The organism is Bacillus sp. RCC_6_1, assembly GCF_041360755.1.
GTDB lineage: Bacteria > Bacillota > Bacilli > Bacillales > Bacillaceae_G > Bacillus_A > Bacillus_A cereus.
The window spans coordinates 528,123-552,217 of the sequence record NZ_JBFUPV010000001.1 but is presented as its reverse complement, the minus strand read 5'-3'; the positions used below and the strand labels follow the sequence as shown (position 1 = coordinate 552,217).

Genomic DNA, 24,095 nt, shown 5'->3' with positions numbered 1-24,095 from the left:
AAAATAAAGTAGTAGGGGAAATAAAATGAAAAAAACAATTGATCATATCGGAATCGCAGTTCGTGATATAGATAGTACCATACGTTTTTATGAACAGGTTCTATCAGGAGAATTAATAGATCGTTACGTAAGTGAGGCACCAGGTGTAGAAAGCGAAGTAGCCATTCTTGAAGTGGATGGAGATAGAATTGAATTACTTGCGCCGACAAATAACACCACTTCACCAATTGCCCGATTTATAAAACAAAAAGGTAAAGGTGTACATCATGTTGCGTATCGAGTAGATGATTTAGATGTAGCTTTAGAGGAATTGAAAGAACAAGGAATTCGAACGTTAGAGCATACACTTCGGATTAATAAGCACGGTAGAAGATTAATATATCTTAACCCAGCGGATACAGAAGGAACGATTATTGAGTATTGTGATTATCCCGAAGAGAAATAGAAGAGGGATATTTTTTTAAAGGTGTTACGTAATAACGTAATACCTTTTTATTTATGTATTTCACATTTTCTTCACAAATGATTCACGATAACTTTTCTTCTTTGATAACTTACATAAATATATTTTATGATATAATAACAATCAGCTTTAAAAATGTAAGTTGTATCTATCGTGATAGTTACTATTATATTAGAAGTTTAGAGGTGGAAGAGAAATAAGAGTTATACTTTATAGAAGTTTATATTTAATCAGGTTAATATTTCGCCCGAGAATCAAACTTCGGAAGTTAAAGTAATGAAAATAGAGCAATGAGGAAGAAAGAAGTGAAATGAGTGTGAAAGTAATGAGAAGATTAGGGACATGGCTATTACTTGTGTGTGTGCTTATCATATTGATACCGCAAAGTGCATCTGCTCATGCGTACGTTGTGAAATCAAACCCTACTGAAAATGAAACATTGAAGAAAGCACCATCTGTTGTAAAAATCGAATTCGATGAGGACATACAAGTTTCAAGTTTTAATACATTGTACGTGAGAGATACATCAGGTAAAAGGGTCGATTTAAAAGATGCTCATATTGATAAAAAAAATAAAAAGCTATTAGAAGCTGGATTAAAAGACAATCTCAAAAATGGTCTTTACTCTATTCAGTGGAAAGCTATTTCAGCTGATGGACATCCAATTCAAGGGGTTATTCCATTCCGTATTGGATTAGCAGAAGCGGGAACAGACGATGTACAAGTGGAAGAGATGGGGTATGTCCCGCAAATCGATATGATTATGGAACGTGGAATTTTATATGCGAGTTTCTCGCTATTTTTAGGAGTTCTCTTCTTTAATCTTATTATGTATAAAGGGAATGCAACCTCGGTTCGATCAAGGAGTAAGAACATAATATGGATCTCCTTATTTGGGATATTTATTAGCTTGTTATTCAACCTACCATTGCAAGCGAAAATAAATGCTGATGTTTCATGGCTAGAAGCATTCAATCCTTTACTATTAAAAGAAACATTACAGCTTTCTGTTTTTGGTTATGTATGGATTACTCAAATGGTTCTCATTAGTACGCTTATAATTGTTACGTATTTTGCGGTGAAGCATGAGAAGTTTTCGTCGTTTAAAGTATGGAGTATTCCAATACTATTGTTTATAGGGTTACTTGTTATGAAAGCCTTTAATAGTCACGCATACGGTTTAAAGTTTAAAGACATTGCTGTCGTTATGGATTTTCTACATTTATTCGCAGCTTCATTATGGGTTGGTGGTTTATCATCTATTATTCTTCTTTTACGTAAAGAGGATAACAAGTGGCATATGTATTGGGATATGATTAAGCGTTTTTCACCGTGGGCAACAGGTGCTGTCATCGTGATTTTAATAACAGGCCTTTTTAATAGTACATTTCTTATTCCAACAATCCACTCGTTATTTGATACGAAGTATGGATTGGCTTTATTAGCAAAGATACTATTATTTATTTTCATGGGGATATTGGGAATTATTCATTATGTGAAAGGGAGAATAAGAGCGCAGCAAGGATTAGGAGCTACGGTGAAAGTAGAGTTTGTCATTGGAATTATCATTTTCGTAATCGTAGCTTTTATGACAAACGTACAAACACCACCGATGCCTCCTACTGGACCATTTACAGAGAGTAAGCAATTAGATAATGGATATGAACTTACGCTAAATGTAAGTCCGAATAAGGTAGGACAAAATAAATTCCATATTACACTAAAGGACGAAAAGGGACAGCCTGTTACTGATATGGAACAAATGATATTGACGACTCAATCATTAGATATGAACATGGGAAAAGGTTCATTTAAAGTTTCAGTAGTTTCACCAGGAGAATATGAAGCAGAAGGTATGTATATTAATATGACAGGAAACTGGAATATACATGTTCATGGATTAACAAAATCTCTTGATAGTTTCGATACAGATTTTAAATTTATTGTCGGTGGCAGATAAAAAGAAGCTATGTATGAAAAGGAGCTAATAGAAAATGAAACGTATAAAAAAATTAGGAACAACAATGATCGCAACAATTATTGCAATGGGAATGTTTTCGTTACCTGTTAGTGCGCACGTCACTGTAAAACCAGCAACTTCTGACGTTGGTTCTTGGGAGACATATACGATAAAAGTACCAGTTGAAAAAAATGTAGCAACAACAAAAGTTACACTGAAAATACCGTCTGGAGTAGAGTTCCAGCAGTATGAACCAGTGCCAGGATGGAAAGTTGAGGAGCAAAAAGATACAGCTGGAAAAGTTAAAACTGTAGTATGGGAAGCAACAGGAGAAGGGATTTTACCCGGTCAGTTCCAGCGATTTACTTTCGTCGCTAAAAATCCGGATAAAGAGCAAAAAATAGCTTGGGACGCATATCAACAATATAAAGATGAAGAAATTGTTGAATGGACAGGCGATGAAAAAGCTGAAAAACCGCATTCACTTACTACAATTGCAAAAGGTACGTCATTAACAGGAGAACATGGTGAAGTTTCTAGTGTAGAAAAGAATGAAGGTACTAGTAATATGCAATTGATAGCAATTGTCTTATCTATTTTTGCGATAGTATCGTCGGTAAGTGCGTGTGTTTTTGTAGTACGTCGTAAAAAGTAAGACGTAAGAAAGAGCCTACAAACAGTAGGCTCTTTCTTACGTTTATTTCAATTCAACTTGCTGCCTTACAGCAAGTGTTTTCGGTTTTATATTTACAAAACAAATACTCACAACAATAAATAATAGTCCGATGAATAAGCTAATGGTAATAGCCTCATGTAAGAAAATTGAACTTACAATAATAGCTATTAGTGGAATGAGGAATGTATAAGCCCCAACTTTACTTGCTTCACCAGCTCCAACAAGTGTGAAGTATGCAAGCCACCCCATTGCAATAACAAAGAATGAAATAAAGAGAAGTACGCTAACAAATGGCATACTCCAAGCGATACTAGACCAGCTTTCAAACTCTGTACCAAATCCAATTAAGCAAAGACCACCAATAATAAGCTGAAGTGTTACCATCCAAATGGCATTAACACGGTGACCAGTCTTCTTAATGAATACTGTGCCAAGTGCCCAGCCAATAGCGCATCCTAACGCGAGAAGGATTCCAATAACAGAAATATGTCCTGTTAAACTGCTTGAGCTAATAACGCCTACACCAATAAATCCGAGAACAAGCCCGAAAATTTTCAAGCCGTACATTGATTCTTCAAGCCATATCCACGAGAAAATACCGAGTAAAACTGGTTGTAGAAATACAATGGCGGAAAATAACCCAGCAGGCATATATTGAAGGCCGACAGTTTGTAATCCGTAAAATATAATGATGTTAAGTAAGGAAGAAATAACGTATAAATGCCACGTTTCTTTTAAATGTAACTCTTTGTATTTCGGTAATGCGAACAGAAGTAAAATGAATCCTCCAATTAAAGTTCGAACGCCTGCAAATAAAACAGGTGGTGTATAATGCAGGGCAAACTTTGATAAAGGCCAATTGATTCCCCACATGAAAACGAGAAAGGTAAGGATGATGGCCGTCTTAGTTCGAGAAAGCTGTGTCACTGAAAGACCTCCTTGTTGTTATTCATTTCACTATGATATGATATCGACTGTAATAAATAAAATGAATCTTTTTTATGAGGAGTATAAGTGATTAGTTATGACCATTACACAACTGCAAGTATTAATAAAAACTGTTGATTTAGGTAGTTTTACGAAGGCTGCCAGGGTGTTAAATATGACGCAGCCAGCTGTTAGTCATGCGATTTCAAGTATTGAGTCAGAGTTAGGAGTTACTATTCTTATACGTGATAAACGAAAAGGGCTACTCGTTACGGATGTAGGAAATAGGATTCTTGTACATATTAGAGAGATTTTGAACGGTGTAGCGAAGATTGAACAAGAAGTTGCGATGGAGAAAGGACACGAAGTTGGGACGATTCGAATTGGGAGTTTTCCGAGCGCTTCTGCACATTTCTTACCCAAAATGATAAACCTTTTTAAGGAAAAGTATCCGAACTTAGAAGTAGTTCTTTGTGAAGGGACGATTAAAGAAGTTGAAGATTGGTTAGTATCGAGGGTTATTGATATAGGGATTGTTATTTTGCCTAATAAAGATATGGAGATTGTTCCATTAACGAAGGGGAAAATGGTTGCTATCTTAAGAGAGGATCATCCTCTCTGTAAGAAGGACGCTCTTACAATTTGTGATTTAGAGAATGAACCGATCATATTATGTAAGGGTGGATACGAACCACCCATTATTGATATGTTTAAACAAGCAAACGTACCACTTCGGGCTGAATATGTAATTTCGACAGTTACTACAGCTTTAAATATGATTCAAGAAGGATTGGGCATTGCAATATTAGCTGAATTATCTTTAACGAATTTACCAAAAAATGTGCAAACGAGAGAATTGGAACCACAAGTATGGAGAGAAATTGCTTTAGCTGTTCCTTCATTAAAGGATTCTTCAATCGCTGTGCAGCTATTTATTGAAGAATTTCAATCGCTATTTGCAGAATAAAAAGAGGTGTCTCATATATCATAATGGGACACTTTTTAATTTACTTATAAAAAATCTATGAAAAGGATTGACTTATTTTTTAGTTGTAACTATAATGATTACATCGAGGTGGTGATTACGATGAAAATTAGTAGCCGCTTTTCCATAGCTGTTCATATTTTATCTATTTTGAAAAACAATCCATCTTCACATTGTACTTCAGACTATATGGCTGAGAGTGTTAATACAAATCCAGTAGTCATTCGTAAAATCATGTCGTACTTGAAACAAGCTGGCTTTGTTTACGTAAATCGTGGACCGGGTGGCGCGGGATTACTAAAGGATTTATATGAAATCACATTGTTAGATGTGTATCATGCAGTGAACGTAGTCGAAGAAGACAAGCTATTTCATATTCACGAGAAACCGAATCCAGATTGTCCAATTGGGGCGAATATTCAAGCGGTGTTAGAAATCATTTTAATTCAAGCACAATCCGCGATGGAAGAAGTTTTGAGAAATATTACAATGGGGCAGTTGTTTGAAACTTTGCAAGAAAAAATGAATGCTTAAATCATATTTATATTTTTTTGTCATTAATGTAACTGATTTGATTACAACGATAAAGGTAAGGTGTAAAAGTTATGACTGTAAAAATGAAAGTATACTCAGATTTTATATGTCCGTTTTGTTTTTTAGCAAAAGGTCCATTAGATGAGGTAGCGAAAGAGAAAGATGTAGAGATTGAATGGATGCCATTTGAATTACGTCCAAGTCCATATTCAAAAATAGATCCATGGAATGAACCAGAAAAATTAGGTTCATGGGATGCTTTCATTCTTCCGACAGCGAAGAAGTTAGGAATTGATATGCGCTTGCCACGTGTTTCACCACATCCATATACACATTTAGCTTTCGAAGGATGTCAATTTGCGAAAGAACGTGGACTAGGTAATGAGTATCATCACCGCGTATTCACAGCATTTTTCCAAGAAGAGCAAAACATTGAAGATATTGATGTGTTAACAAAATTAGCGGTAGAAGTAGGACTTCCTGAGGCGGAATTTAAAGATGCTTTAGTAACTCGTAAATATAAAGAAAAGCATCAAGAAGCAATTCAACACGCATATGATGAAGCGAATATTATGGCTGTTCCAACTGTCATGATTGGAGATGAAGTCATTCAAGGGCTTGCTAGTAAAGAAACACTAGAAAGGGTCATTGATAAAGAAATTGAAAAGGATAAAACAAATTCATTTGAAGGTATGCAATGTAATACGGATGGATATTGCTAATTCGCTTGTTATGAAATAACAAAATAAATTATAAAACAAACATTTGGAGGAATTAAAATGTCAGCAACTACAACAAACTTAAAAGAAGCAATCGTGAACCGCCGTTCAATTCGTAAAGTAGCAAAAAACGATGCAATTACGAAAGAAAGAATTGAAGAAGTGTTAAAAACAGCTTTACACGCACCAACATCTTTCAATATGCAAAGTGGTCGTATGGTTGTATTAATGGATGGAGAGCATGAAAAGTTTTGGGATATCGTTAAAGAAACACTAAGAGCCCGCGTACCAGCAGAAAACTTTGAAGCGACTGTAGAAAGACTAAAAGGCTTCCATGCAGGTGTAGGAACAGTTCTATTCTTTGAAGATCAAGCAACTGTAGAAAAAATGCAAGAAAATGCGCCATTATATAAAGATCAGTTCCCATTCTGGTCTCATCAAGGAAATGCGATGTTACAACATACTGTGTGGATGCTATTATCTGCTGAAGGAATTGGAGCGTCATTACAACATTACAACCCAATCGTAGATGCTGAAGTGAAAGAAACTTGGAACATTCCGGCAGAGTGGAGCTTAGTAGGTCAAATGCCATTTGGTGAACCAAACGAACAACCAGCAGAAAGAACGTTCTTACCTACTGAAGATGTAGTGAAATTTTATTAAGAAATACAATATGTAACGAGAAGGAAGCTGTGCTTAAAAACAGCTTCCTTTTTTGTAGTGGTGTTAATTTATGCGTATTTAGGGAAGAAATATAAGAAATAATACGGTGAGAAGGGAATTAGAAAAATGAATGATGAGAAAAAATATACAGTGGTAGGTACTGATGTTGAGGAAGTAAAGCGTTTAAATAAAAATTCAGGGTTAACGTATAATCAAGTGAAAGAAATGTTAGCAAAGCAAATGCAAAAAAAGAAGTAATTAGATTGAAATCTTTCATTTTTTCATTTAGCATTTTGATTGGAGAGAGTTAAGTAAAAGGTAACTCTCTTTTTTGTATAGCTAAGCATCTTATAGAGTGGAGGAAGCAACATGAAGAAATGGGTAAAGGTAACGCTGTCTATCACTGGAGGCATTGTCTTATTAGCGTGTGCTGGTGGATATTACGTGTATAAAAATTATTTTCCAAAGGAACCTGAGCGTATTGTATATGATAAAGAAAGAGTGCTACAACCGATACATAATCAGCTTAAAGGAATCAATATAGAAAATGTAAAGATAAAAGAAAAAGAAGTCGTAAATGCGACTGTAGATGAGCTTCAAAAAATGATTGATGATGGAAAGTTGTCATATGAAGAATTAACGAGTATTTATCTCTTTAGAATACAAGAACATGATCAAAATGGAATAACATTAAATTCTGTTACAGAGATAAATCCTAATGCGATGGAAGAAGCAAGAAAGTTAGATCAAGAGCGGGGTAGAAACAAAAATTCGAATTTATATGGTATTCCTGTCGTTGTAAAAGATAATGTACAGACGGAAAAAGTGATGCCGACTAGTGCAGGAACTTATGTATTAAAAGATTGGATTGCAGATCAAGACGCAACAATTGTGAAGCAGTTGAAAGAAGAAGGAGCATTTGTTTTAGGAAAAGCGAATATGTCTGAGTGGGCGAACTATTTATCTTTTACAATGCCAAGCGGGTATAGCGGGAAGAAAGGACAAAATTTAAACCCGTACGGTCCGATTACATTCGATACTTCAGGATCAAGTTCAGGATCTGCTACAGTAGTTGCAGCAGATTTTGCACCGCTTGCAATTGGAACAGAAACGACGGGATCGATTGTTGCACCCGCGGCGCAGCAATCAGTAGTTGGGTTACGTCCATCTTTAGGTATGGTAAGCAGAACAGGAATTATTCCGTTAGCTGAAACTCTTGATACAGCAGGACCTATGGCAAGAACGGTAAAAGATGCAGCAACATTATTTAATGCAATGATAGGTTATGACGAAAAAGATGTTATGACAGAAAAAATGAAAGATAAAGAAAGAATTGATTATACAAAGGATTTATCGATAGATGGATTAAAAGGGAAAAAGATAGGGCTTCTTTTTTCTGTAGACCAACAAGATGAAAATAGAAAAGCAGTAGCAGAAAAAATTAGAAAAGACCTTCAAGATGCAGGTGCGATATTAACTGATAATATCCAGTTAAGTGCTGAGGGTGTAGATAATTTGCAAACATTAGAATATGAGTTCAAGCATAATGTAAACGACTATCTTTCACAGCAAAAGAATGTACCGGTAAAATCGTTAGAAGAGATTATAGCGTTTAATAAAAAGGATAGTAAAAGACGAATAAAATACGGACAAACATTAATTGAAGGGTCTGAAAAATCTGTTATAACGAAAGAAGAGTTTGAAAACGTAGTGCAAACGAGTCAAGAAAATGCAAGAAAAGAGCTAGATAGGTATTTAGTAGAAAAAGGTTTGGATGCTCTAGTTATGATTAATAACGATGAAGTTCTTCTATCAGCTGTAGCTGGTTATCCGGAATTAGCGGTTCCTGCTGGATATGATAAAAATGGAGAACCAATCGGTGTAGTGTTTGTAGGGAAACAGTTTGGTGAAAAAGAGCTTTTCAATATTGGATATGCGTATGAACAGCAGTCTAAAAATAGAAAATTACCTAGTTTATAAAAGATTATATGAAAAATAACTGGAATCTAACAATATGAAAAGAAAAAAAGGATTCTTCTCAATTAGTAAGAAAGATTGTCTATAGGAGTTCATAAAATGTAATATATTCAATTTCCATCCATTGAAGGGGGAGGTTAATTCTTAATGAATGAAGTAAAGAGTTTTTTTCGAAGTAGAGGGTTTCAACGGTTTCTCGTTTTAATAATAGTAGCGCTTGTATTATACGCATTAAAAAGTATGATTAATTTAATATTAATTACGTTTATACTGACGTTTTTAATGGATCGATTTCAACGTTTTATTTCAAGAAAATTGAAAGTAAACCGGAAAATTGTTATTGCATGTTTATATATAATATTGGTTTCCTTTATAGGCACAACGTTATATAAATATTTACCTGTGCTGACGATACAAATTTCACAATTAATTTATCAGTTTAAACTATTTTTTCAAAATCCACCTGATAATGAAATCGTTAAATATGCACTTTCGACAATTAATGGGATGGAAGTATCAAAATATATAGAACAAGGTGTAGATGTCATCTATCAATCGATAGCAAATATAGGGAAGGTAAGTTTACAAATATTATTATCTCTAATTTTAAGCTTATTTTTCTTATTAGAAAAAGAGCGTATTATTACATTTACATCTAAGTTTAAAGATAGTAAGTTAAAAATCTTTTATGAGGAAATTGCATATTTTGGTGAAAGATTTGCAAGATCGTTCGGCAAAGTAATTGAGGCTCAGTTTTTAATTGCCGTTGTAAATTGTATTCTTACTGTCATTGCATTAATCGTTTTAGGATTTCCACAGCTACTTGTATTAGCTGTTATGATTTTCTTACTAGGGTTGATTCCTGTTGCAGGTGTGATTATTTCTTTGTTTCCACTTTGTATCATTGCTTACAACGTAGGCGGAGTTATGTACGTAGTATACATACTCGTATTCATAACAGTAATCCATGCTCTTGAAAGTTATTTTTTAAATCCGAAGTTTATGTCTGCAAAAACAAATTTACCAATATTCTACACATTTATGATTCTTATCTTCTCAGAGCATTTCCTCGGAATATGGGGGCTTATTATCGGGATACCAATCTTTATCTTTTTATTAGATGTACTTGATATAAATAATGAGGATGCGACTAAAAAATAAGAAATGATAGAAAATCACTAAAAAGTCATAGGAGATAATGAAAATAAAAAGCAATCCAAAATAAATTGGATTGCTTTTTATCTTAATTAAAGAACCGGAGCCATTGTTTCTTTCAATACTTGAACAGAGTGATCGAATTTTAATTCTTCATCTTCACTTAATTCAACCTCTAAAATTTCACGAACACCGCCGCGATTTAAAACAGCAGGTACCCCGATATAAACATCTTTTTGACCGTATTGACCTTCTAAGTAAGCTGATACAGTTAATACACTATTTTCGTCGTTTAAAATTGCTTTTGTAACACGTAGAAGTGACATACCGATACCATAATAAGTTGCGCCTTTACGCTCAATAATATGGTAAGCTGCATCACGGACGTTTATGAAAATTTTGTCTAAATCTTCTTGATTATACGTGTTGTCTTTTTCAAGCAGTGTTTGTAGTTTTTGGATACCAACGGAAACATGGCTCCAAACTGGAAGTTCAGTATCGCCGTGTTCTCCGATAATATAAGCGTGAATGTTGTGTGGACCAATATCGAAGTACTCACCTAACATATAGCGGAAACGAGCAGAATCAAGCGTTGTACCAGAACCGATTACACGTTCTTTCGGTAAACCAGATTCTTTCCAAGTTACATAAGTTAAAATATCTACAGGGTTTGTTGCGATTAAGAAGATGCCATCAAATCCGCTATCCATAATACTGCGAACGATTTGTTTAAAGATTTTGGCGTTTTTCTCAACTAAATCTAAACGTGTTTCGCCTGGCTTTTGTGGTAATCCAGCTGTAATAACTACAAGGTCAGCATCTTTACAATCTTCGTAGCTGCCTTTCCATACTCTAGTTGGAGCTGGGGCGAATGGAACAGCATGACTTAAATCCATTGCTTCCCCTTCAGCTTTTGCTTCATTTACATCGACTAAAACAAATTCTTCAGCTACGGCTTGGTTAATCATGCAGTAAGCATAACTACATCCAACTGCTCCTGTTCCTACTAATACAACACGGTTAATACCTTTTTTCATTTCAAAATTCCTCGCAATTTCATTGGTTTTGTTATGTAAGATAATACGTCTTACTTCTATAGAGTCATATCTAGTTTATTACATTTTATAAAAGATATTCAAGTATTTGAAAATGTATCCGTGCAAATCTGCGAACAAAACATAGGAATTCAGTGAACCGAATATAATTCAGTAAAATCCTTTGTAAAAGGGGAAATGGTATGGGGAACCCATTAACAATGGAAGAAATGCTTCATATTATTCATGCAGGGCTTGTTAAAAAGAATAACCCAAAACGGATTACGATTGCAGGTGCAGGGATTTCTGGATTAGTTGCAGGTTCTTTATTAAAAGAGGCTGGGCACGAAGTAACGATTATAGAAGCAAATAACAGAATAGGTGGCAGAGTGTATACGATTCGGGAACCATTTAGTGTGGGTTTATATTTTAATGCGGGACCGATGAGAATCCCTGACACCCATAAGTTAACCTTAGCGTATATTCATAAATTTAAACTACCTTTAAACCTTTTTATAAATAAAACTTTTGCAGATATCATTTATACGAATAACATTCAAACGAGATTGAATGTGTTTGAAAATGATCCAAGTGTACTTGAATATCCGGTTTTGGATAAAGAAAGAGGAAAAACGGCAGAAGAGCTAATGATTGAGGTATTAGAACCAATACTAAATTATATTAAGAAGGATCCTGATAAAAACTGGCTTATCGTTGAAAAAAAGTATAAAACGTATTCGCTTGGTTCATTTTTAATGGAGTATTATTCAGATGGTGCAATAGATATGATTGGGGTACTTCTTGATATGGAAGCTTATATGGGAATGTCCTTAATTGAAGTATTACGTGAAATGATTTTCTTTACTTCAACAACGAAATATTATGAAATAACTGGTGGAATGGATAAGTTATCGAATGCATTCTTACCACAATTAAGGGAACATATTTTAATGCAGTATAAGGTTGATAAAATTATACAAGAAGATAATAAAGTAATGTTACAAGGAAATCATGAACAAACGTTAGAGCAATTTACAATAACAAGTGATTTTGCTATTATTACAATTCCATTTTCAGCGTTAAGGTTTGTAGAAGTTCAGCCATACTATTTATTCTCTTATTTTAAAAAAAGAGCAATTCGTGAATTAAATTATATTGCTGCAACTAAAATTGCAATAGAGTTTAAAAGTAGATTTTGGGAGAAAGCGGGACAGTGTGGAGGTAAATCTATTACTGATTTACCGATACGTTTTACATACTATCCGAGTTATGGCATTCATACTCCAGGACCAGCTATCGTTATAGCAAGTTATACGTGGGCAGATGAGGCGTTAACATGGGATAGTCTCCCGCAAAGAGATCGTATTCGTTACGCATTAAAAAATTTAGCGGAAATATACGGTGACATCGTCTATAGTGAGTTTGTCACTGGAACATCTTTTAGCTGGAGTAAAAATCCGTATTCTTGCGGTGCATTTACAGCTTTCGAACCAGGCCAAGAGCTCGAGTTATTTCCGTATATTACACCACCATCTGGAAAAGTACACTTTGCAGGAGAGCATACGACATTAACACATGGATGGATGCAAGGGGCAATTGAGTCTGGAGTTAGAGTTGCATATGAAGTAAATGAACAGTGAATCTCTTATATTTACAAATGGTCATTCTTTTAATAAAATGATAAATATAAATCGTAATTATTACGCTTTGAATACATTTGAAGTAAAGAAATGGATGGTCGGTTGAATGAATAAAGTGGAGATTCATATATTAGGTGGTTTTTTAGGTAGTGGAAAATCAACATTATTACAAAATTTATTGTTAGCAGAGAAAAAGAAGAATAGAAAAGTTGCAGTATTAATGAATGAAATTGGTGAATACTCGGTAGATACAGATATTATTGGAAAAGAGAATGTTTTAAGAGAACTTCTTAAAGGATGTATTTGTTGTACATTAAAAGAAGAGCTTGAAATACAATTACATTCGTTATACCAACAAGAAAGACCAGATGTAATTTATATAGAAACGACAGGTGTTGCGCATCCAATTGAAGTGTTAGACGCGTGTGTCTCGCCAATTTTAGCTCCTTTTCTGGAAGTGAAATCAATTGTAGTCGTTTTAGATGCAGTAAGGTGGTTAAACCGAAGTATATTAAGTGCAAATGTACAACAGCTATTGCATGAGCAACTTAAATTTGGTAGTCACATTCTTGTTAATAAAGCAGATTTACTAACAGATGAAGATAAGAACACAGTATTTGAAGAAGTAAAGGCAATAAATGATCATGCGAAAATGTATGAGACAAAGTATTGTAATATATCTTTAAAAGATATAGAAGAAGCAGAATTTCCAAATGATGAGGAACATGAGACACTACATGTCAAACAGCATTTACATATACAAACGATGACATATCAATTTACGAAACCGATTGATCAAGACAAATTATATGAATGGCTTTCGAATTTACCAGATAGTATTTATCGAGTGAAAGGTTTTGTGAAATTCCGTGGAGATAAATACCCTCACCTATTCCAATATTCGTTCGGAGTACCAACTTTATTAGAACAAGACTTCGGTTTCCCGACAAACTTAGTAGTAATAGGAGAAGGACTAGATAAGAAACAATTGGCTGAAGGGTTAGAGAAAGTAGAACTTAACTCTAATTAAGGTGAAAAGACTAACTTAAAAAATAAGTTAGTCTTTTTGTATGATCATTACTGAAATGAAACAGTATTTTCAATTGGATTGCAGAATATATATTGATTGTATGTCCGTTTCCATTACATAGGAAGGTGATTATATATTTGTGCCGAATGTAGAGGGTACTACAAGAGTTTTCCATTATCTATCGAATTAGTTAGTCATGATTACGGACAGGGGATTTTGGCGTGTTTGATTCTATCAGAAAGTAAAGTATGGGGAGGATCACAATGTCGATGAAAAAACGTAAGTGGCTAAAGACAATGTTTACTGGTTGTGTTTTAGGTTCGTTATTAATAACGGCAGCTTGTTCAGGAAAGAAAACAAGTACAGAGGATGAAAAAACGATTAAGGTAGGAGTTCTTGCTTCTTTAACAGGACCGCTAGAATCGTATGGAAAACAAACAGTGAACGGATTTGAATTAGGGTTAGACTATGCAACTGGTGGAACTGGGAAAGTAGATGGGAAAAAGATTAAGTTTGTTGTAGAAGATACAGAAACGAAAGCTGATGTAGCAGTTAAAAAAGCTACGAAGTTATTAGAAGAAGAGAAAGTTGATTTTTTAGTTGGATCGTCTAGTTCAAGTGATACGTTAGCGGTTTTACCACTGGCCGGGGAATATGAAAAGATTATGGTTGTAGAACCGGCAGTTGCGGATAGTATTACCGGGAAGAACTGGAATAAATATATTTTTAGAACTGGAAGAAGTTCCTCACAAGATGCGATTGCAGGAGCAGCGGCAATTGCGAAAAAAGGTGTAAAGATTGCGACATTTGCCCCAGATAACGCTTTTGGTCGTGAAGGGATTGCTGCATTTAAAGCGGGTGCGAAAAAATTAGGTGCGAGCATTGTGAATGAGCAATACGCGGATACAAATTCAACAGATTTTACAGCGAATATTCAAAATATCATTAGTTCAAAACCAGATTATTTATTTATCGTTTGGGCAGGGGCAAATTCACCTTGGAAACAGTTGAAAGATATGAATGTGGAAGCGCAAGGTATTAAAATTTCTACAGGTGCGCCAGATATACCAGCATTAAAAACAATGGATGCATTAGTAGGTATGCAAGGTTTTTCTGTATATTATCACACACTTCCAAAAAATAAAGTGAATGATTGGCTAGTTGAAGAGCATAAAAAACGTTTTAATGGTGTAGTGCCAGATTTGTTTACAGCGGGAGGAATGTCAGCAGCAATTTCTATTGTAGAAGCCTTAAAGAAAACAAAAGGTGATACAGATGTAGATACCTTGATTAAGAAAATGGAAGGAATGGAATTTGATACACCGAAAGGAAAGATGAAGTTTAGAGAGAAGGACCACCAAGCGATGCAGACGCTGTATTCTATCACATTGAAAAAGCAAGATGGTGTTGATTATCCGGTGCCAGTGTTAGAGCGAGAATTAACGATGAAAGAAACAGAACCACCAGTTCAAAATAAATAGACTGAATTTTCTGTTGTTTTTGTATAAAGAGGGGGGACCCTCTTTATACATATTTCCTTCATACTCACGGCTTTAAAGGGAGGGATTTCGTGACACATTTGCTAGAGACGAAAAATCTTAGTGTATCTTTTGGTGAACATCAAGTTATTAAAGATGTAAATTTAACTGTCCAAAAAGGAAAGCTCATTTCTATTATCGGGCCAAATGGTGCGGGGAAGACAACATTATTTAATTTACTAAGTGGACAGATTTCACCTACAACAGGTGAAGTGTATTTTAAAGGGCAAGATATTACAAAACTATCGATTTCAGATCGAACACGCTTAGGAATCGGTCGCTCTTTTCAGCTTACAAACATATTCCCAGAATTAACGGTACTTGAAAATGTCCGTTTAAGTGTTCAATCATTCGTACAAGATTACTATAGTTTTTTCCCGAGTTCAGCAAAATTAAAGCAACAAGTTGGAGAGGCGAGACGTTTCTTAAAAACAGTATTACTTCACGAGAAAGAGAACATATTAGCGAAAGATTTGGCACATGGAGAGAAAAGAAAGCTAGAACTTGCGATGTTATTGGCTTTAAAAACGGATGTGTTATTACTTGATGAGCCGACGGCAGGTATTTCGGTTGAGGAAGTCCCTGCTATATTACAAGTGATTGAAAATATTAAGAAACATCCAGAGAGCACAATTGTACTTATCGAACACAAAATGGATATGATACTAGGTTTGTCAGATCATCTTATCGTTTTATTTCATGGAGAGTTATTAGCTGAAGGATTGCCAGAAGAAATTATGAAAGATGAGCGTGTACAAAGTGCTTATTTAGGGGGATTATATAGTGGCACTATTACAAGTGAATAATATAGAAACGTATTTAGATCAGTTTCATATTTTGCAAGGAGTATCTCTTGCTGTTGAGAAAGGGAAGATTACTGTACTGTTTGGTAGAAATGGGGCAGGGAAAACAACGACATTACGTTCAGTGATGGGATTTCACCGCATTGCAGATGGTGAAATTTATTATGATAGTGCAAAAGTAAGTGGATTACCTACACATTTAATTTCAAGGAAAGGAATAGGGTATGTACCAGAAAATCAAGGTATTTTTCATGATTTGACAGTAGAAGAAACATTCGCTCTTGCTAGGGGAAAAGGTGAGGAAGTAGAAGGGAAAATAGAGTGGATGCTGGAACTATTTCCGGATTTAAAGCAGTTTTGGAATAAGAAAAGTGGGCTCTTGAGCGGAGGGCAAAAGCAAATGTTGGCTATTTCAAGAGCGTTTATTAATAGTGATGGATTATTACTTATTGATGAACCGAGCAAAGGGCTATCCCCGATAATGGTGGAGAAATTAATGGTAGCTATTTTGAAGATGAAAGAGAAAACAACAGTTTTACTTGTTGAGCAAAATTTTATGATGGCCAGTCAAATTGGTGATTATTTTTACATTATGGATAACGGACGAATTGTTCATAACGGTTTTATGAATGAATTAAAAAAGGATAAGGAAATGTGTCATAAATATTTAGGAATCTCTTAACATGAATCCGAGGTGAAAAGGATGGATGTGTTAATCAATTTATTTGTAAATGGGATTTCAACAGGGATGCTCATTTTTTTGTTAGCATCAGGTCTTTCACTTATTTTCGGTCTAATGAGCGTTTTAAACTTTGCACACGGTGGTTTATTTGCATGGGGAGCATTTACAGGTGTTTGGTTATTTAATATGACAGGAAGTTATATATTAGCTTTAGTTGGAGCAGTAGCCATGGGAATGTTCCTAGGATTTATTTTAGAAAGGTTTCTTATTAGACCGGTATATGGAAATCATGTTCGACAGCTGCTCGTTACGCTTGGAGGAATGCTCGTTCTTAGTGAGTGTATTAAAATATTTTGGGGGCCAAACCCTATTAGTGCAAAATTACCGTTATGGTTACAAGGAAGTTTTACATTCGGAGGTATTATATTAATTAAATATCGTCTATTTGTTATTTTGATTGGGATAATTATTTACATCGCACTACTACTATTACTCAAAAAGACGAAGATAGGTCTTATGATCCGTGCAGGTGTAATGGATAAAGAAATGGTTCAAGCGCTTGGTATTAATGTAAAAGCGATATTTTCTTTCGTCTTTTTATTAGGAGCAGGGATGGCAGCTTTGGGAGGATTCTTATTAGCACCGTATTCGGGCGTTATTTTCGCCGAGATGGGCATGCAGTATGCAATTTTAGCTTTTATAGTAGTAATTATCGGTGGATTAGGAAGCGTACAAGGTTCAGCTATTGCTTCTTTAATTGTTGGATTAGCTGGTGCTTTTACAGCGTATTTTATACCGGATTTATCACTTGCAATTAATATGTTAATGTTACTATTTTTCTTAATAGTGAAGCCAACTGGACTTGTTGGTGAAAAGGGGTGAAATGGTGAACAACACATCGGACCGAATTAAAGTATACTTCGGAGTATGTATGCTCATTTGTTTAAGTGTATTTCCGTTCGTAAATGATTCACGGAGCCTGTTAATTTTGTTCACTCAAATCTTCATCTTTGCTATTTTTGCAATGAGTTTTGATGTATTGCTTGGGTATACAGGAATTGTATCGTTCGGTCATTGTATGTTCTTTGGGATAGGAGCATATGGGGTAGCGCTTTTATTTGATCGACAAGGCGTATCAATAACGAACTTTTTAATTGGAATAGTAGCTGCAATTATCGTTTCAGCAATCGTTAGTTATATAATTGGTTTGCTTTCTTTACGATTGAAAAGTCATTTTTATGCAATGTTAACACTTGCTATTTCACAGTTGTTTTTCGTCCTTGCTGAAAAATGGCGTGGGCTCACTCACGGAGGAGATGGTTTTACATTTAGTGTACCAGAAATATTCCGTGATCGTTTTACTTTTTATTATGTATCATTTGTATGTTTATGCTTCATTTTTATTCTATTACGTCTTTTTACAAAGTCTTCTATTGGGAAAGTATTAAAGGCAATTTCACAAAATGAACAACGTGTTGAAGCACTAGGATATAAAGTGCTTCATTATAAAATTATTGCTAGCATTGTTGCAGGAGTAGTAGCTGCGATTAGCGGTGGTTTATTTGTTATTACATTACGTTTTGTTAATACGACTGTATTTTCAATTGAAATGACATTAAATGCATTATTGATGACGATGATTGGTGGGGTTGGAACGTTAATTGGAGCAATTGCAGGGGCTGGAATTATTGAATCACTAAAATATTATTTATCAGAACTAGCGACGGAATATCCGATTTTTGAAAGATGGACGATTATTCTAGGTTTATTGTATATTATCGTGTTACTCGTTTTTCCGAAAGGATTGGTTGGGACGGTTAAGGGACTGAAGAATATGAAACGGAATAAGAAGGAGAAAAGTGCAGAAGTGGAGCAAAATGTGTGAAAAATCAATTGTATAGAATATGAAAATCCCTCTTTTAGATTCATAAAGGAGGGATTTTTTATTAACCAAATAGTTCATCAGGGATTTGTTTGAAAGAGTTTTGATTTGTAAAAAAATGAACAGCTAATTTCTCAACTGGAACATCTTCAATTGGTACCAATTTATCATTTTTAATCGGCAAAAAGGCTATCCCTTTTCCGTCCTGAATAAACTCTTCCATAAGCGAATAAGAATCTAATTGTTGAAGTTGACGCTGAGATAAATTATTTTCTTTTAGAAATTGTATCGTCTTATTTCTAAAAGGACACTTTTTGTCATTACTAACGAAGAAGAGTTCCTTTGAATAGTCAATGATACATTTTTCTTGATCTTTTAGTAAGCCTATAGAAATTGAAGTAGTAAATACTTTTTTAAAACCTGCACCAGAATCATCCTCATAAGTGATGACCATATCAACTTTTTGTTGCTGCAGTAATTTTGGCAAATGACTACTATTTTCTACATATATTTGATAATTCATGAAATTTTCTTTAATACGCTTACTTAAATAATTAGTCAAAATCGATTGTGACGTCGCGATTATATAAGAAGACCCACTTGTTTTAATTTTATCTTTCGCTTCTTCTAATAGAGTTAATATTTGATTCGTGTAATCTAATAAAATGTCACCAGAAGGTAACAAGGAAACACCTTTGTTATCTCTATGTAGTAAAGGCGTTTCTAATTCTTGTTCTAATTTTTTGATTCGCTCAGTTACGTTAGGTTGAACATATCCTAACTCTTTAGCAGCTTTACTAATAGAACCCTCACTGGCCACAGTTTTGAATATAATAAGATCATTTATTTCCATGTATCTCAGCCCCTTATGCACTATCATTATAAATGATACCAAACATAATTTATACCTATTTTACGTTAGCTACTTATCGATTTATCATAATGTATATAAGATTGAAAGCGAGTGATAAACATGATTGGAATGCAATATAAGGTCATTTTGCCAAAGGATTATGACATGGAAATTATTAAGAAAAGGGTAAAGGATAATGGTTATAAAACTGATGGTTTCCAAGCACTAAATTTTAAAGCTTATTTAATTACGGAAACGGAGAAAGACGGGGATTTTTATAACTGCTATGCACCTTTATATATTTGGAATGGTCATGAAGGGATGAATAAATTTATCTTTGAAGGGTATTACGATAACATTTTACAATCTTTTGGATGGCAACAAATAAATATAGGTGTTCCATTAGTGGTTAATCTAAGTGATGATTTTAAGAAATGTAAGTATGTTGTTGAATACGTGGGGAGTATTTCTCAAAAGAATTCATTGATTGAAACTCAATTTAACTTTTTTAATAAGAATGTCCAGAATACAGAAAATTGTAAAGGGAATGTAATAGTGTATAACCCAGATAAGTGGGGATATAGTCAGTTTGAATTTTATGAAGTAAAGCCTGAAATTGAAGAGATAGGGGATATTACATTATATGAGGTTTTACACATTTCACAGTAGATGCGGAATTGAAATAGAAATAAATTATTTATAAAAAATCCATTTTGATTCAAGTAATAATGTTCAAAATGGACTTTTCTTAATTATCTTATGTATATTCAAAACAAATTACTGCTTTTCTTAATTCTTTATTAAAGAATAAGTAAATACGATCGGCACCATAAGCTTGAAAATAATATCCTGTAACAAATCCAACATATGTAAAGGGATGTCCATATTCATCTTTTGGTACATATAGAAGATTCGTAAAGTCAAAAATTTCGTCTTCGTTATCGCAGTCTTCTAATAATTCTTCACCTTCTTCTGTCATAAAACGAACATCATCTAGGATACCATTTACCACAGGATAATTTAATCCCCAGCCATTTGTTTGTTTTTCAGCAAACTCTTGTTCTAATAATTCTACAGATGTTATTTCTTTTCCTAAGCTAGAATAAGGATAAATTTTTTGATTACGTTGAAAATACTCTTTACGAATTTGATAATCTCTTTTATTACTCTCATAGGCTTGTTCTATTATGTCAGAATTATTTTGTTCGATTTCGAAATAATTCCAATCCGCTTCAAATTTATATTTTCCATTAATGACATCGAATCCTAATGTATCTGCTTTCGTAAAATTTGTGTGAAATGGTTTGGTGAAATCACCCACGCAACCATCATGGATTTCTTTTGCTGACACAATATGTACCCATTCGTCCAATTCCGGTTCAATACATTGTAAGTTTATAGAACAAATGGGTAAAAAGTGCTTTTTATGTTGTTCCAAATCATCATAAAATATGTCTTCATATTCAGGGAATGGTTTTATAAATTGTTTAGAAATATGCATGTTCTGCCCACCTTTATATTAGTGATTTGTTTAATTTTATCATTTTATTTTAATTTTTTCTTATTTAAAAATTTATGATACACATAGTTATGGGAATAAAGAGTTCGTAAGTAAGGTGGATGTCTTATTGTTAAAATTTTATTATATGTCGAACAGTTGAGAGATGAAGCAAAGTAAGACTTCATACTTATACATAGCCTTATTACATTCGACACATAACGACAATATGCTGTTCATTTATCTGTTAGTATAATATATAGTTTTTGGGGATTTTTATCATTTTTACATTGGGGGAAGGGAATTTATGTTTAAAAAAATCGCGACAGTCACTTTAGCAGGGACGTTAGCTTTCAGTTTATCGGCATGTGATGAGAAGAAAGAAGTAGCTAAAACTGTATCAAATAATACGAAGGAAGAGCAAAGTAGTGCCAAAAAAGAAAATACGAAGAATGAAGATACAAGAGAATATAATGTTGAAAAAACTACTCAAATTAGAAATCAAAAATTAACAGTCCATAAAGTACAAATAGCACAAGTGGCAGAATATGATAAGCTGGAAAAAGGTAATGAGTTTGTTATTGTTCATGTTACAGTAGAGAATATTGGTAATCAAAAAGTTAGAATTAATCCATTAGATTTTTACCTTGAAAGAGGAGATGGAAGTATCGTGGACCATACATTTTCAACTAGTAATAAAAATATTTTTAAAATTAAAGATGTAGATCCAAACGGTAAGTTAACAGGAGCCATAACATTTGAAGCGAAAAAAGGTGATTCTAATCTTGAATTAATTTATAGACCTGATGTTATGTCTAAAGAGGAAGTAAAAGTAGAACTTAAATGATTTATCCCGTAAGAGCCCCATTGGTGTAAACAAGAGCCTTTTATGCAAACTTATACAAGTTTTACATGAAGACGGTATGCTCAAATGAATTTACGGTACGATAAAAGAAAATAATAGATTAGAAGACGATGTGAATTTCAAACATATTGTTTTGGAAACAAAAAATAAATGCATGATAAGGATTGGCGTTGGAGCTTAATCCTTTTTTTATGGAGATGTAGAGAATGGCAAGTAGACCTAATACTACACGAGTGATGCCTTTAGTTAAGTAAAAGTAAGTTGAGGTATATAAAAAATGTGATTTTCTCTTGCATTACTATCACTTGAGTGGTAAAGTGATAGTAAGATTCACGATAGGAAGTGATCAAGCATGCGTGATAATACGATAGGATCATTAATATGGTTACGTTTAATACGATTTACGAACCAAAGTAATCAAATGTCAAATGAGTTTTTAAAACGTTTTGATTTAACGACAGCTCAATTTGATGTGCTTTTGCAAATACGTACGTATCAACCACTAACACAAATGGAGTTAGCTGAAAAGGTAACTGTTACACAAGGTGGCATTTCTCGAATGTTAACTCGTCTTGAAAAAGAAGGATATATTGTACGAAAACAAGATTGGAAAACGAAAACAATTAGTCTTACAGAGCAAGGAGAAGCAGCTTTAGAGAGAGCATTGCCAGAGCAACTTGCATTTCAATCTTCGTTTTTTGATGATGTATTAAATGAAGAAGAGCAGAAAATATTATACGAGCTAATGACGAAAGTTCATAAGCATAGTGAAAAAAAAGAATTACCGCAAGAGTAATTTTTTTTACACTATCAATTGACTAATCAAGTGAAGGCGTAGGTAATACGGAGATATACCTGACTTACCAACGTTTTTAGAAAAAAACGAATACTACTTTATTAAAGGGGAGAGTAACTATGGAAAAATACCGTATAGATATAAGAAAAGGAATTGAGTTTGGATTATATTCAATTGGTGATCATGTTTTAAATCCACATAATGGGGAGAAAATTACGCCAGAGAAAAGAATTCACGAACTAATTGAAACAGCTAAGTTAGCAGATGAGGCAGGGCTTGATGTGTTTGCTGTCGGTGAAAGTCATCAAACGCATTTTACAACACAAGCTCATACAGTTATTTTAGGAGCTATTGCACAAGCTACGAAAAATATAAAAATTGCAAGTTCAGCAACGATATTAAGTACATCTGACCCAGTTCGAGTATATGAGGATTTCGCTACAATTGACTTGATTTCTAATGGACGTGCAGAAATTGTGGCTGGTCGTGGATCTCGTATTGGGGGATATAGTTTACTTGGTTATGACGTGAATGATTATGAAGAATTATTCGAAGAGAAGATGGATCTTTTATTAAAAATTAATAACGAGGAACATGTAACATGGAATGGACAGTTCAGAGCACCGCTCGCACATGCATCGGTTATTCCGAGAGCGAAAAATAATAACTTACCAATTTGGCGTGCGGTTGGAGGTCCACCAGCTAGTGCAATTAAAGCGGGACGCGCGGGTGTACCAATGATGATAACAACACTTGGTGGTCCAGCAATTAACTTTAAAGTGTCAGTAGATGCTTACCGCGAGGCGGCTGTACAAAGTGGATTTGATTCAGCTAGTTTACCAGTTGCGACAACGAGTTTATTTTATACGGCAAAAAATTCACAAGATGCACTTAGTGAATATTACCCTCACATTAATGCTGGTATGCTTACACTGCGCGGTGGTGGGTATCCGAAACAGCAATTTACAAATGCAATAGATTACCGTGATGCTTTAATGGTTGGTAGCCCACAACAAATCATTGAGAAAATGCTGTACCAATATGAATTATTTGGCCAACAACGCTTTATGGCACAAATTGATTTTGGCGGTGTACCATTTGATAAAATTGAGAAAAATATTGAATTAATTGCTACTGAAATTTTACCAGCCGTTAGAAAACATACAGCAAAATAAATAAAAAAACTGAGAGTCTAATCGACTTTCAGTTTTTTTATTTGTTCTGGAAAAATGACAAAAAAATGAACTTTTAGTCGAGGAAGAGGGAAGTTATTTTCTATTTTTGAATAACATTATTTCGAGTTTGAATTTTAAAAATACATTTTTCTCTTGACAAAAAACAAGCGTTTATCGAGGGTGGTTTCGAGGACATTTTTTCGGGTGAAAGTCAAGTGTATGAAGAGAAAAACGATTGTT

The 24,095-nt window shown here is 34.2% G+C and carries 25 protein-coding genes; 21 read left to right on the top strand and 4 right to left on the bottom strand.

The features are described from left to right. Positions 1-25 precede the first annotated feature (25 nt). The 3 genes from AB6801_RS02750 to AB6801_RS02740 all read left to right on the top strand — a co-directional run bounded on the left by AB6801_RS02750 (position 26) and on the right by AB6801_RS02740 (position 3,078). Complete coding sequence (locus tag AB6801_RS02750) at positions 26-445, top strand: VOC family protein (protein WP_000750855.1); 420 nt, start codon at positions 26-28, stop codon at positions 443-445. A gap of 328 nt (positions 446-773) precedes the next feature. Continuing rightward, entirely contained in the window at positions 774-2,423 is a 1,650-nt protein-coding gene (locus AB6801_RS02745; protein ID WP_141530616.1) for a copper resistance CopC/CopD family protein, read from the top strand. A 34-nt stretch (positions 2,424-2,457) separates the two neighbouring features. Beyond that, positions 2,458-3,078: a YcnI family copper-binding membrane protein gene (locus AB6801_RS02740; protein WP_000821400.1), complete on the top strand. Its 621-nt coding sequence runs from the start codon at positions 2,458-2,460 to the stop codon at positions 3,076-3,078. Between the two features lie 42 nt (positions 3,079-3,120). Here the strand turns inward: AB6801_RS02740 and AB6801_RS02735 are convergent, their stop codons facing one another. Continuing rightward, positions 3,121-4,026, bottom strand: coding sequence for a DMT family transporter (locus AB6801_RS02735; protein ID WP_000192815.1), 906 nt, complete (start codon positions 4,024-4,026; stop codon positions 3,121-3,123). 97 nt (positions 4,027-4,123) lie between these two features. Between AB6801_RS02735 and AB6801_RS02730 the strand changes: the two genes are divergently transcribed. From AB6801_RS02730 to AB6801_RS02700, 7 genes are all read left to right on the top strand, one after another. Beyond that, complete coding sequence (locus AB6801_RS02730) at positions 4,124-4,993, top strand: LysR family transcriptional regulator (protein WP_000156749.1); 870 nt, start codon at positions 4,124-4,126, stop codon at positions 4,991-4,993. Positions 4,994-5,113: 120 nt separating this feature from the next. After that, positions 5,114-5,545 (top strand): Rrf2 family transcriptional regulator, encoded by a 432-nt coding sequence (locus AB6801_RS02725; protein WP_000704063.1) that lies wholly within the window; start codon positions 5,114-5,116, stop codon positions 5,543-5,545. Between the two features lie 71 nt (positions 5,546-5,616). Further along, a complete protein-coding gene (locus AB6801_RS02720) occupies positions 5,617-6,267 on the top strand; it encodes a DsbA family oxidoreductase (RefSeq protein ID WP_000216673.1) in 651 nt (216 codons plus the stop codon). Positions 6,268-6,324: 57 nt separating this feature from the next. After that, positions 6,325-6,927 carry a nitroreductase family protein gene (locus AB6801_RS02715; RefSeq protein ID WP_001277011.1) on the top strand — a complete coding sequence of 201 codons (603 nt, stop codon included), beginning with the start codon at positions 6,325-6,327 and terminating at the stop codon, positions 6,925-6,927. 126 nt (positions 6,928-7,053) lie between these two features. Beyond that, positions 7,054-7,185, top strand: a complete 132-nt coding sequence (locus tag AB6801_RS02710) for a hypothetical protein (protein ID WP_000997344.1) — start codon at positions 7,054-7,056, stop codon at positions 7,183-7,185. Positions 7,186-7,296: 111 nt separating this feature from the next. Beyond that, complete coding sequence (locus AB6801_RS02705) at positions 7,297-8,907, top strand: amidase family protein (protein WP_000759469.1); 1,611 nt, start codon at positions 7,297-7,299, stop codon at positions 8,905-8,907. Between the two features lie 144 nt (positions 8,908-9,051). Further along, positions 9,052-10,065 (top strand): AI-2E family transporter, encoded by a 1,014-nt coding sequence (locus AB6801_RS02700; protein WP_001006597.1) that lies wholly within the window; start codon positions 9,052-9,054, stop codon positions 10,063-10,065. An 86-nt stretch (positions 10,066-10,151) separates the two neighbouring features. Here AB6801_RS02700 and AB6801_RS02695 read toward each other — a convergent pair whose 3' ends face one another. After that, a complete protein-coding gene (locus AB6801_RS02695; RefSeq protein ID WP_000715321.1) occupies positions 10,152-11,096 on the bottom strand; it encodes an L-lactate dehydrogenase in 945 nt (314 codons plus the stop codon). Between the two features lie 200 nt (positions 11,097-11,296). Between AB6801_RS02695 and AB6801_RS02690 the strand changes: the two genes are divergently transcribed. From AB6801_RS02690 to AB6801_RS02660, 7 genes are all read left to right on the top strand, one after another. Continuing rightward, entirely contained in the window at positions 11,297-12,733 is a 1,437-nt protein-coding gene (locus AB6801_RS02690) for a flavin monoamine oxidase family protein (protein ID WP_000528025.1), read from the top strand. Between the two features lie 106 nt (positions 12,734-12,839). Further along, positions 12,840-13,763 carry a CobW family GTP-binding protein gene (locus AB6801_RS02685; protein WP_001044941.1) on the top strand — a complete coding sequence of 308 codons (924 nt, stop codon included), beginning with the start codon at positions 12,840-12,842 and terminating at the stop codon, positions 13,761-13,763. Positions 13,764-14,026: 263 nt separating this feature from the next. After that, positions 14,027-15,244, top strand: a complete 1,218-nt coding sequence (locus tag AB6801_RS02680) for a substrate-binding domain-containing protein (protein ID WP_000062005.1) — start codon at positions 14,027-14,029, stop codon at positions 15,242-15,244. An 89-nt stretch (positions 15,245-15,333) separates the two neighbouring features. Beyond that, a complete protein-coding gene (locus AB6801_RS02675) occupies positions 15,334-16,107 on the top strand; it encodes an ABC transporter ATP-binding protein (RefSeq protein WP_000149337.1) in 774 nt (257 codons plus the stop codon). After that, complete coding sequence (locus AB6801_RS02670; protein ID WP_097862663.1) at positions 16,085-16,786, top strand: ABC transporter ATP-binding protein; 702 nt, start codon at positions 16,085-16,087, stop codon at positions 16,784-16,786. The genes AB6801_RS02675 and AB6801_RS02670 overlap by 23 nt, the downstream gene beginning before the upstream one ends. 21 nt (positions 16,787-16,807) lie before the next feature. After that, the gene (locus AB6801_RS02665; RefSeq protein WP_000382787.1) at positions 16,808-17,668 is read left to right on the top strand and encodes a branched-chain amino acid ABC transporter permease; all 861 of its coding nucleotides are present in this window, start codon (positions 16,808-16,810) and stop codon (positions 17,666-17,668) included. Between the two features lie 49 nt (positions 17,669-17,717). Continuing rightward, the gene (locus AB6801_RS02660; RefSeq protein ID WP_141530620.1) at positions 17,718-18,671 is read left to right on the top strand and encodes a branched-chain amino acid ABC transporter permease; all 954 of its coding nucleotides are present in this window, start codon (positions 17,718-17,720) and stop codon (positions 18,669-18,671) included. A 61-nt stretch (positions 18,672-18,732) separates the two neighbouring features. Here AB6801_RS02660 and AB6801_RS02655 read toward each other — a convergent pair whose 3' ends face one another. Further along, positions 18,733-19,521, bottom strand: coding sequence for a LysR family transcriptional regulator (locus AB6801_RS02655; RefSeq protein ID WP_000405005.1), 789 nt, complete (start codon positions 19,519-19,521; stop codon positions 18,733-18,735). A gap of 120 nt (positions 19,522-19,641) precedes the next feature. Here AB6801_RS02655 and AB6801_RS02650 point away from each other — a divergent pair, with 120 nt between their 5' ends. Further along, positions 19,642-20,190 carry a DUF4865 family protein gene (locus AB6801_RS02650; RefSeq protein WP_097999025.1) on the top strand — a complete coding sequence of 183 codons (549 nt, stop codon included), beginning with the start codon at positions 19,642-19,644 and terminating at the stop codon, positions 20,188-20,190. Between the two features lie 88 nt (positions 20,191-20,278). Here AB6801_RS02650 and AB6801_RS02645 read toward each other — a convergent pair whose 3' ends face one another. Beyond that, positions 20,279-21,022: a siderophore biosynthesis protein gene (locus AB6801_RS02645; protein ID WP_097999026.1), complete on the bottom strand. Its 744-nt coding sequence runs from the start codon at positions 21,020-21,022 to the stop codon at positions 20,279-20,281. 304 nt (positions 21,023-21,326) lie between these two features. Between AB6801_RS02645 and AB6801_RS02640 the strand changes: the two genes are divergently transcribed. From AB6801_RS02640 to AB6801_RS02630, 3 genes are all read left to right on the top strand, one after another. Beyond that, positions 21,327-21,866, top strand: coding sequence for a DUF4352 domain-containing protein (locus tag AB6801_RS02640; protein WP_000473158.1), 540 nt, complete (start codon positions 21,327-21,329; stop codon positions 21,864-21,866). A gap of 370 nt (positions 21,867-22,236) precedes the next feature. Further along, positions 22,237-22,680, top strand: a complete 444-nt coding sequence (locus tag AB6801_RS02635; protein WP_001205523.1) for a MarR family winged helix-turn-helix transcriptional regulator — start codon at positions 22,237-22,239, stop codon at positions 22,678-22,680. Between the two features lie 119 nt (positions 22,681-22,799). Next, positions 22,800-23,855: an LLM class flavin-dependent oxidoreductase gene (locus AB6801_RS02630; RefSeq protein WP_000417538.1), complete on the top strand. Its 1,056-nt coding sequence runs from the start codon at positions 22,800-22,802 to the stop codon at positions 23,853-23,855. The last annotated feature ends 240 nt before the right edge of the window (positions 23,856-24,095 follow it).

Coding starts and splice junctions, on each gene's coding strand:
- AB6801_RS02750 (WP_000750855.1), top strand. CDS start 26: ATGAAAAAAACAATTGATCATATCGGAATCGCAGTTCGTGATATAGAT.
- AB6801_RS02745 (WP_141530616.1), top strand. CDS start 774: ATGAGTGTGAAAGTAATGAGAAGATTAGGGACATGGCTATTACTTGTG.
- AB6801_RS02740 (WP_000821400.1), top strand. CDS start 2,458: ATGAAACGTATAAAAAAATTAGGAACAACAATGATCGCAACAATTATT.
- AB6801_RS02730 (WP_000156749.1), top strand. CDS start 4,124: ATGACCATTACACAACTGCAAGTATTAATAAAAACTGTTGATTTAGGT.
- AB6801_RS02725 (WP_000704063.1), top strand. CDS start 5,114: ATGAAAATTAGTAGCCGCTTTTCCATAGCTGTTCATATTTTATCTATT.
- AB6801_RS02720 (WP_000216673.1), top strand. CDS start 5,617: ATGACTGTAAAAATGAAAGTATACTCAGATTTTATATGTCCGTTTTGT.
- AB6801_RS02715 (WP_001277011.1), top strand. CDS start 6,325: ATGTCAGCAACTACAACAAACTTAAAAGAAGCAATCGTGAACCGCCGT.
- AB6801_RS02710 (WP_000997344.1), top strand. CDS start 7,054: ATGAATGATGAGAAAAAATATACAGTGGTAGGTACTGATGTTGAGGAA.
- AB6801_RS02705 (WP_000759469.1), top strand. CDS start 7,297: ATGAAGAAATGGGTAAAGGTAACGCTGTCTATCACTGGAGGCATTGTC.
- AB6801_RS02700 (WP_001006597.1), top strand. CDS start 9,052: ATGAATGAAGTAAAGAGTTTTTTTCGAAGTAGAGGGTTTCAACGGTTT.
- AB6801_RS02695 (WP_000715321.1), bottom strand. CDS start 11,096: ATGAAAAAAGGTATTAACCGTGTTGTATTAGTAGGAACAGGAGCAGTT.
- AB6801_RS02690 (WP_000528025.1), top strand. CDS start 11,297: ATGGGGAACCCATTAACAATGGAAGAAATGCTTCATATTATTCATGCA.
- AB6801_RS02685 (WP_001044941.1), top strand. CDS start 12,840: ATGAATAAAGTGGAGATTCATATATTAGGTGGTTTTTTAGGTAGTGGA.
- AB6801_RS02680 (WP_000062005.1), top strand. CDS start 14,027: ATGTCGATGAAAAAACGTAAGTGGCTAAAGACAATGTTTACTGGTTGT.
- AB6801_RS02665 (WP_000382787.1), top strand. CDS start 16,808: ATGGATGTGTTAATCAATTTATTTGTAAATGGGATTTCAACAGGGATG.
- AB6801_RS02660 (WP_141530620.1), top strand. CDS start 17,718: ATGCTCATTTGTTTAAGTGTATTTCCGTTCGTAAATGATTCACGGAGC.
- AB6801_RS02655 (WP_000405005.1), bottom strand. CDS start 19,521: ATGGAAATAAATGATCTTATTATATTCAAAACTGTGGCCAGTGAGGGT.
- AB6801_RS02650 (WP_097999025.1), top strand. CDS start 19,642: ATGATTGGAATGCAATATAAGGTCATTTTGCCAAAGGATTATGACATG.
- AB6801_RS02645 (WP_097999026.1), bottom strand. CDS start 21,022: ATGCATATTTCTAAACAATTTATAAAACCATTCCCTGAATATGAAGAC.
- AB6801_RS02640 (WP_000473158.1), top strand. CDS start 21,327: ATGTTTAAAAAAATCGCGACAGTCACTTTAGCAGGGACGTTAGCTTTC.
- AB6801_RS02635 (WP_001205523.1), top strand. CDS start 22,237: ATGCGTGATAATACGATAGGATCATTAATATGGTTACGTTTAATACGA.
- AB6801_RS02630 (WP_000417538.1), top strand. CDS start 22,800: ATGGAAAAATACCGTATAGATATAAGAAAAGGAATTGAGTTTGGATTA.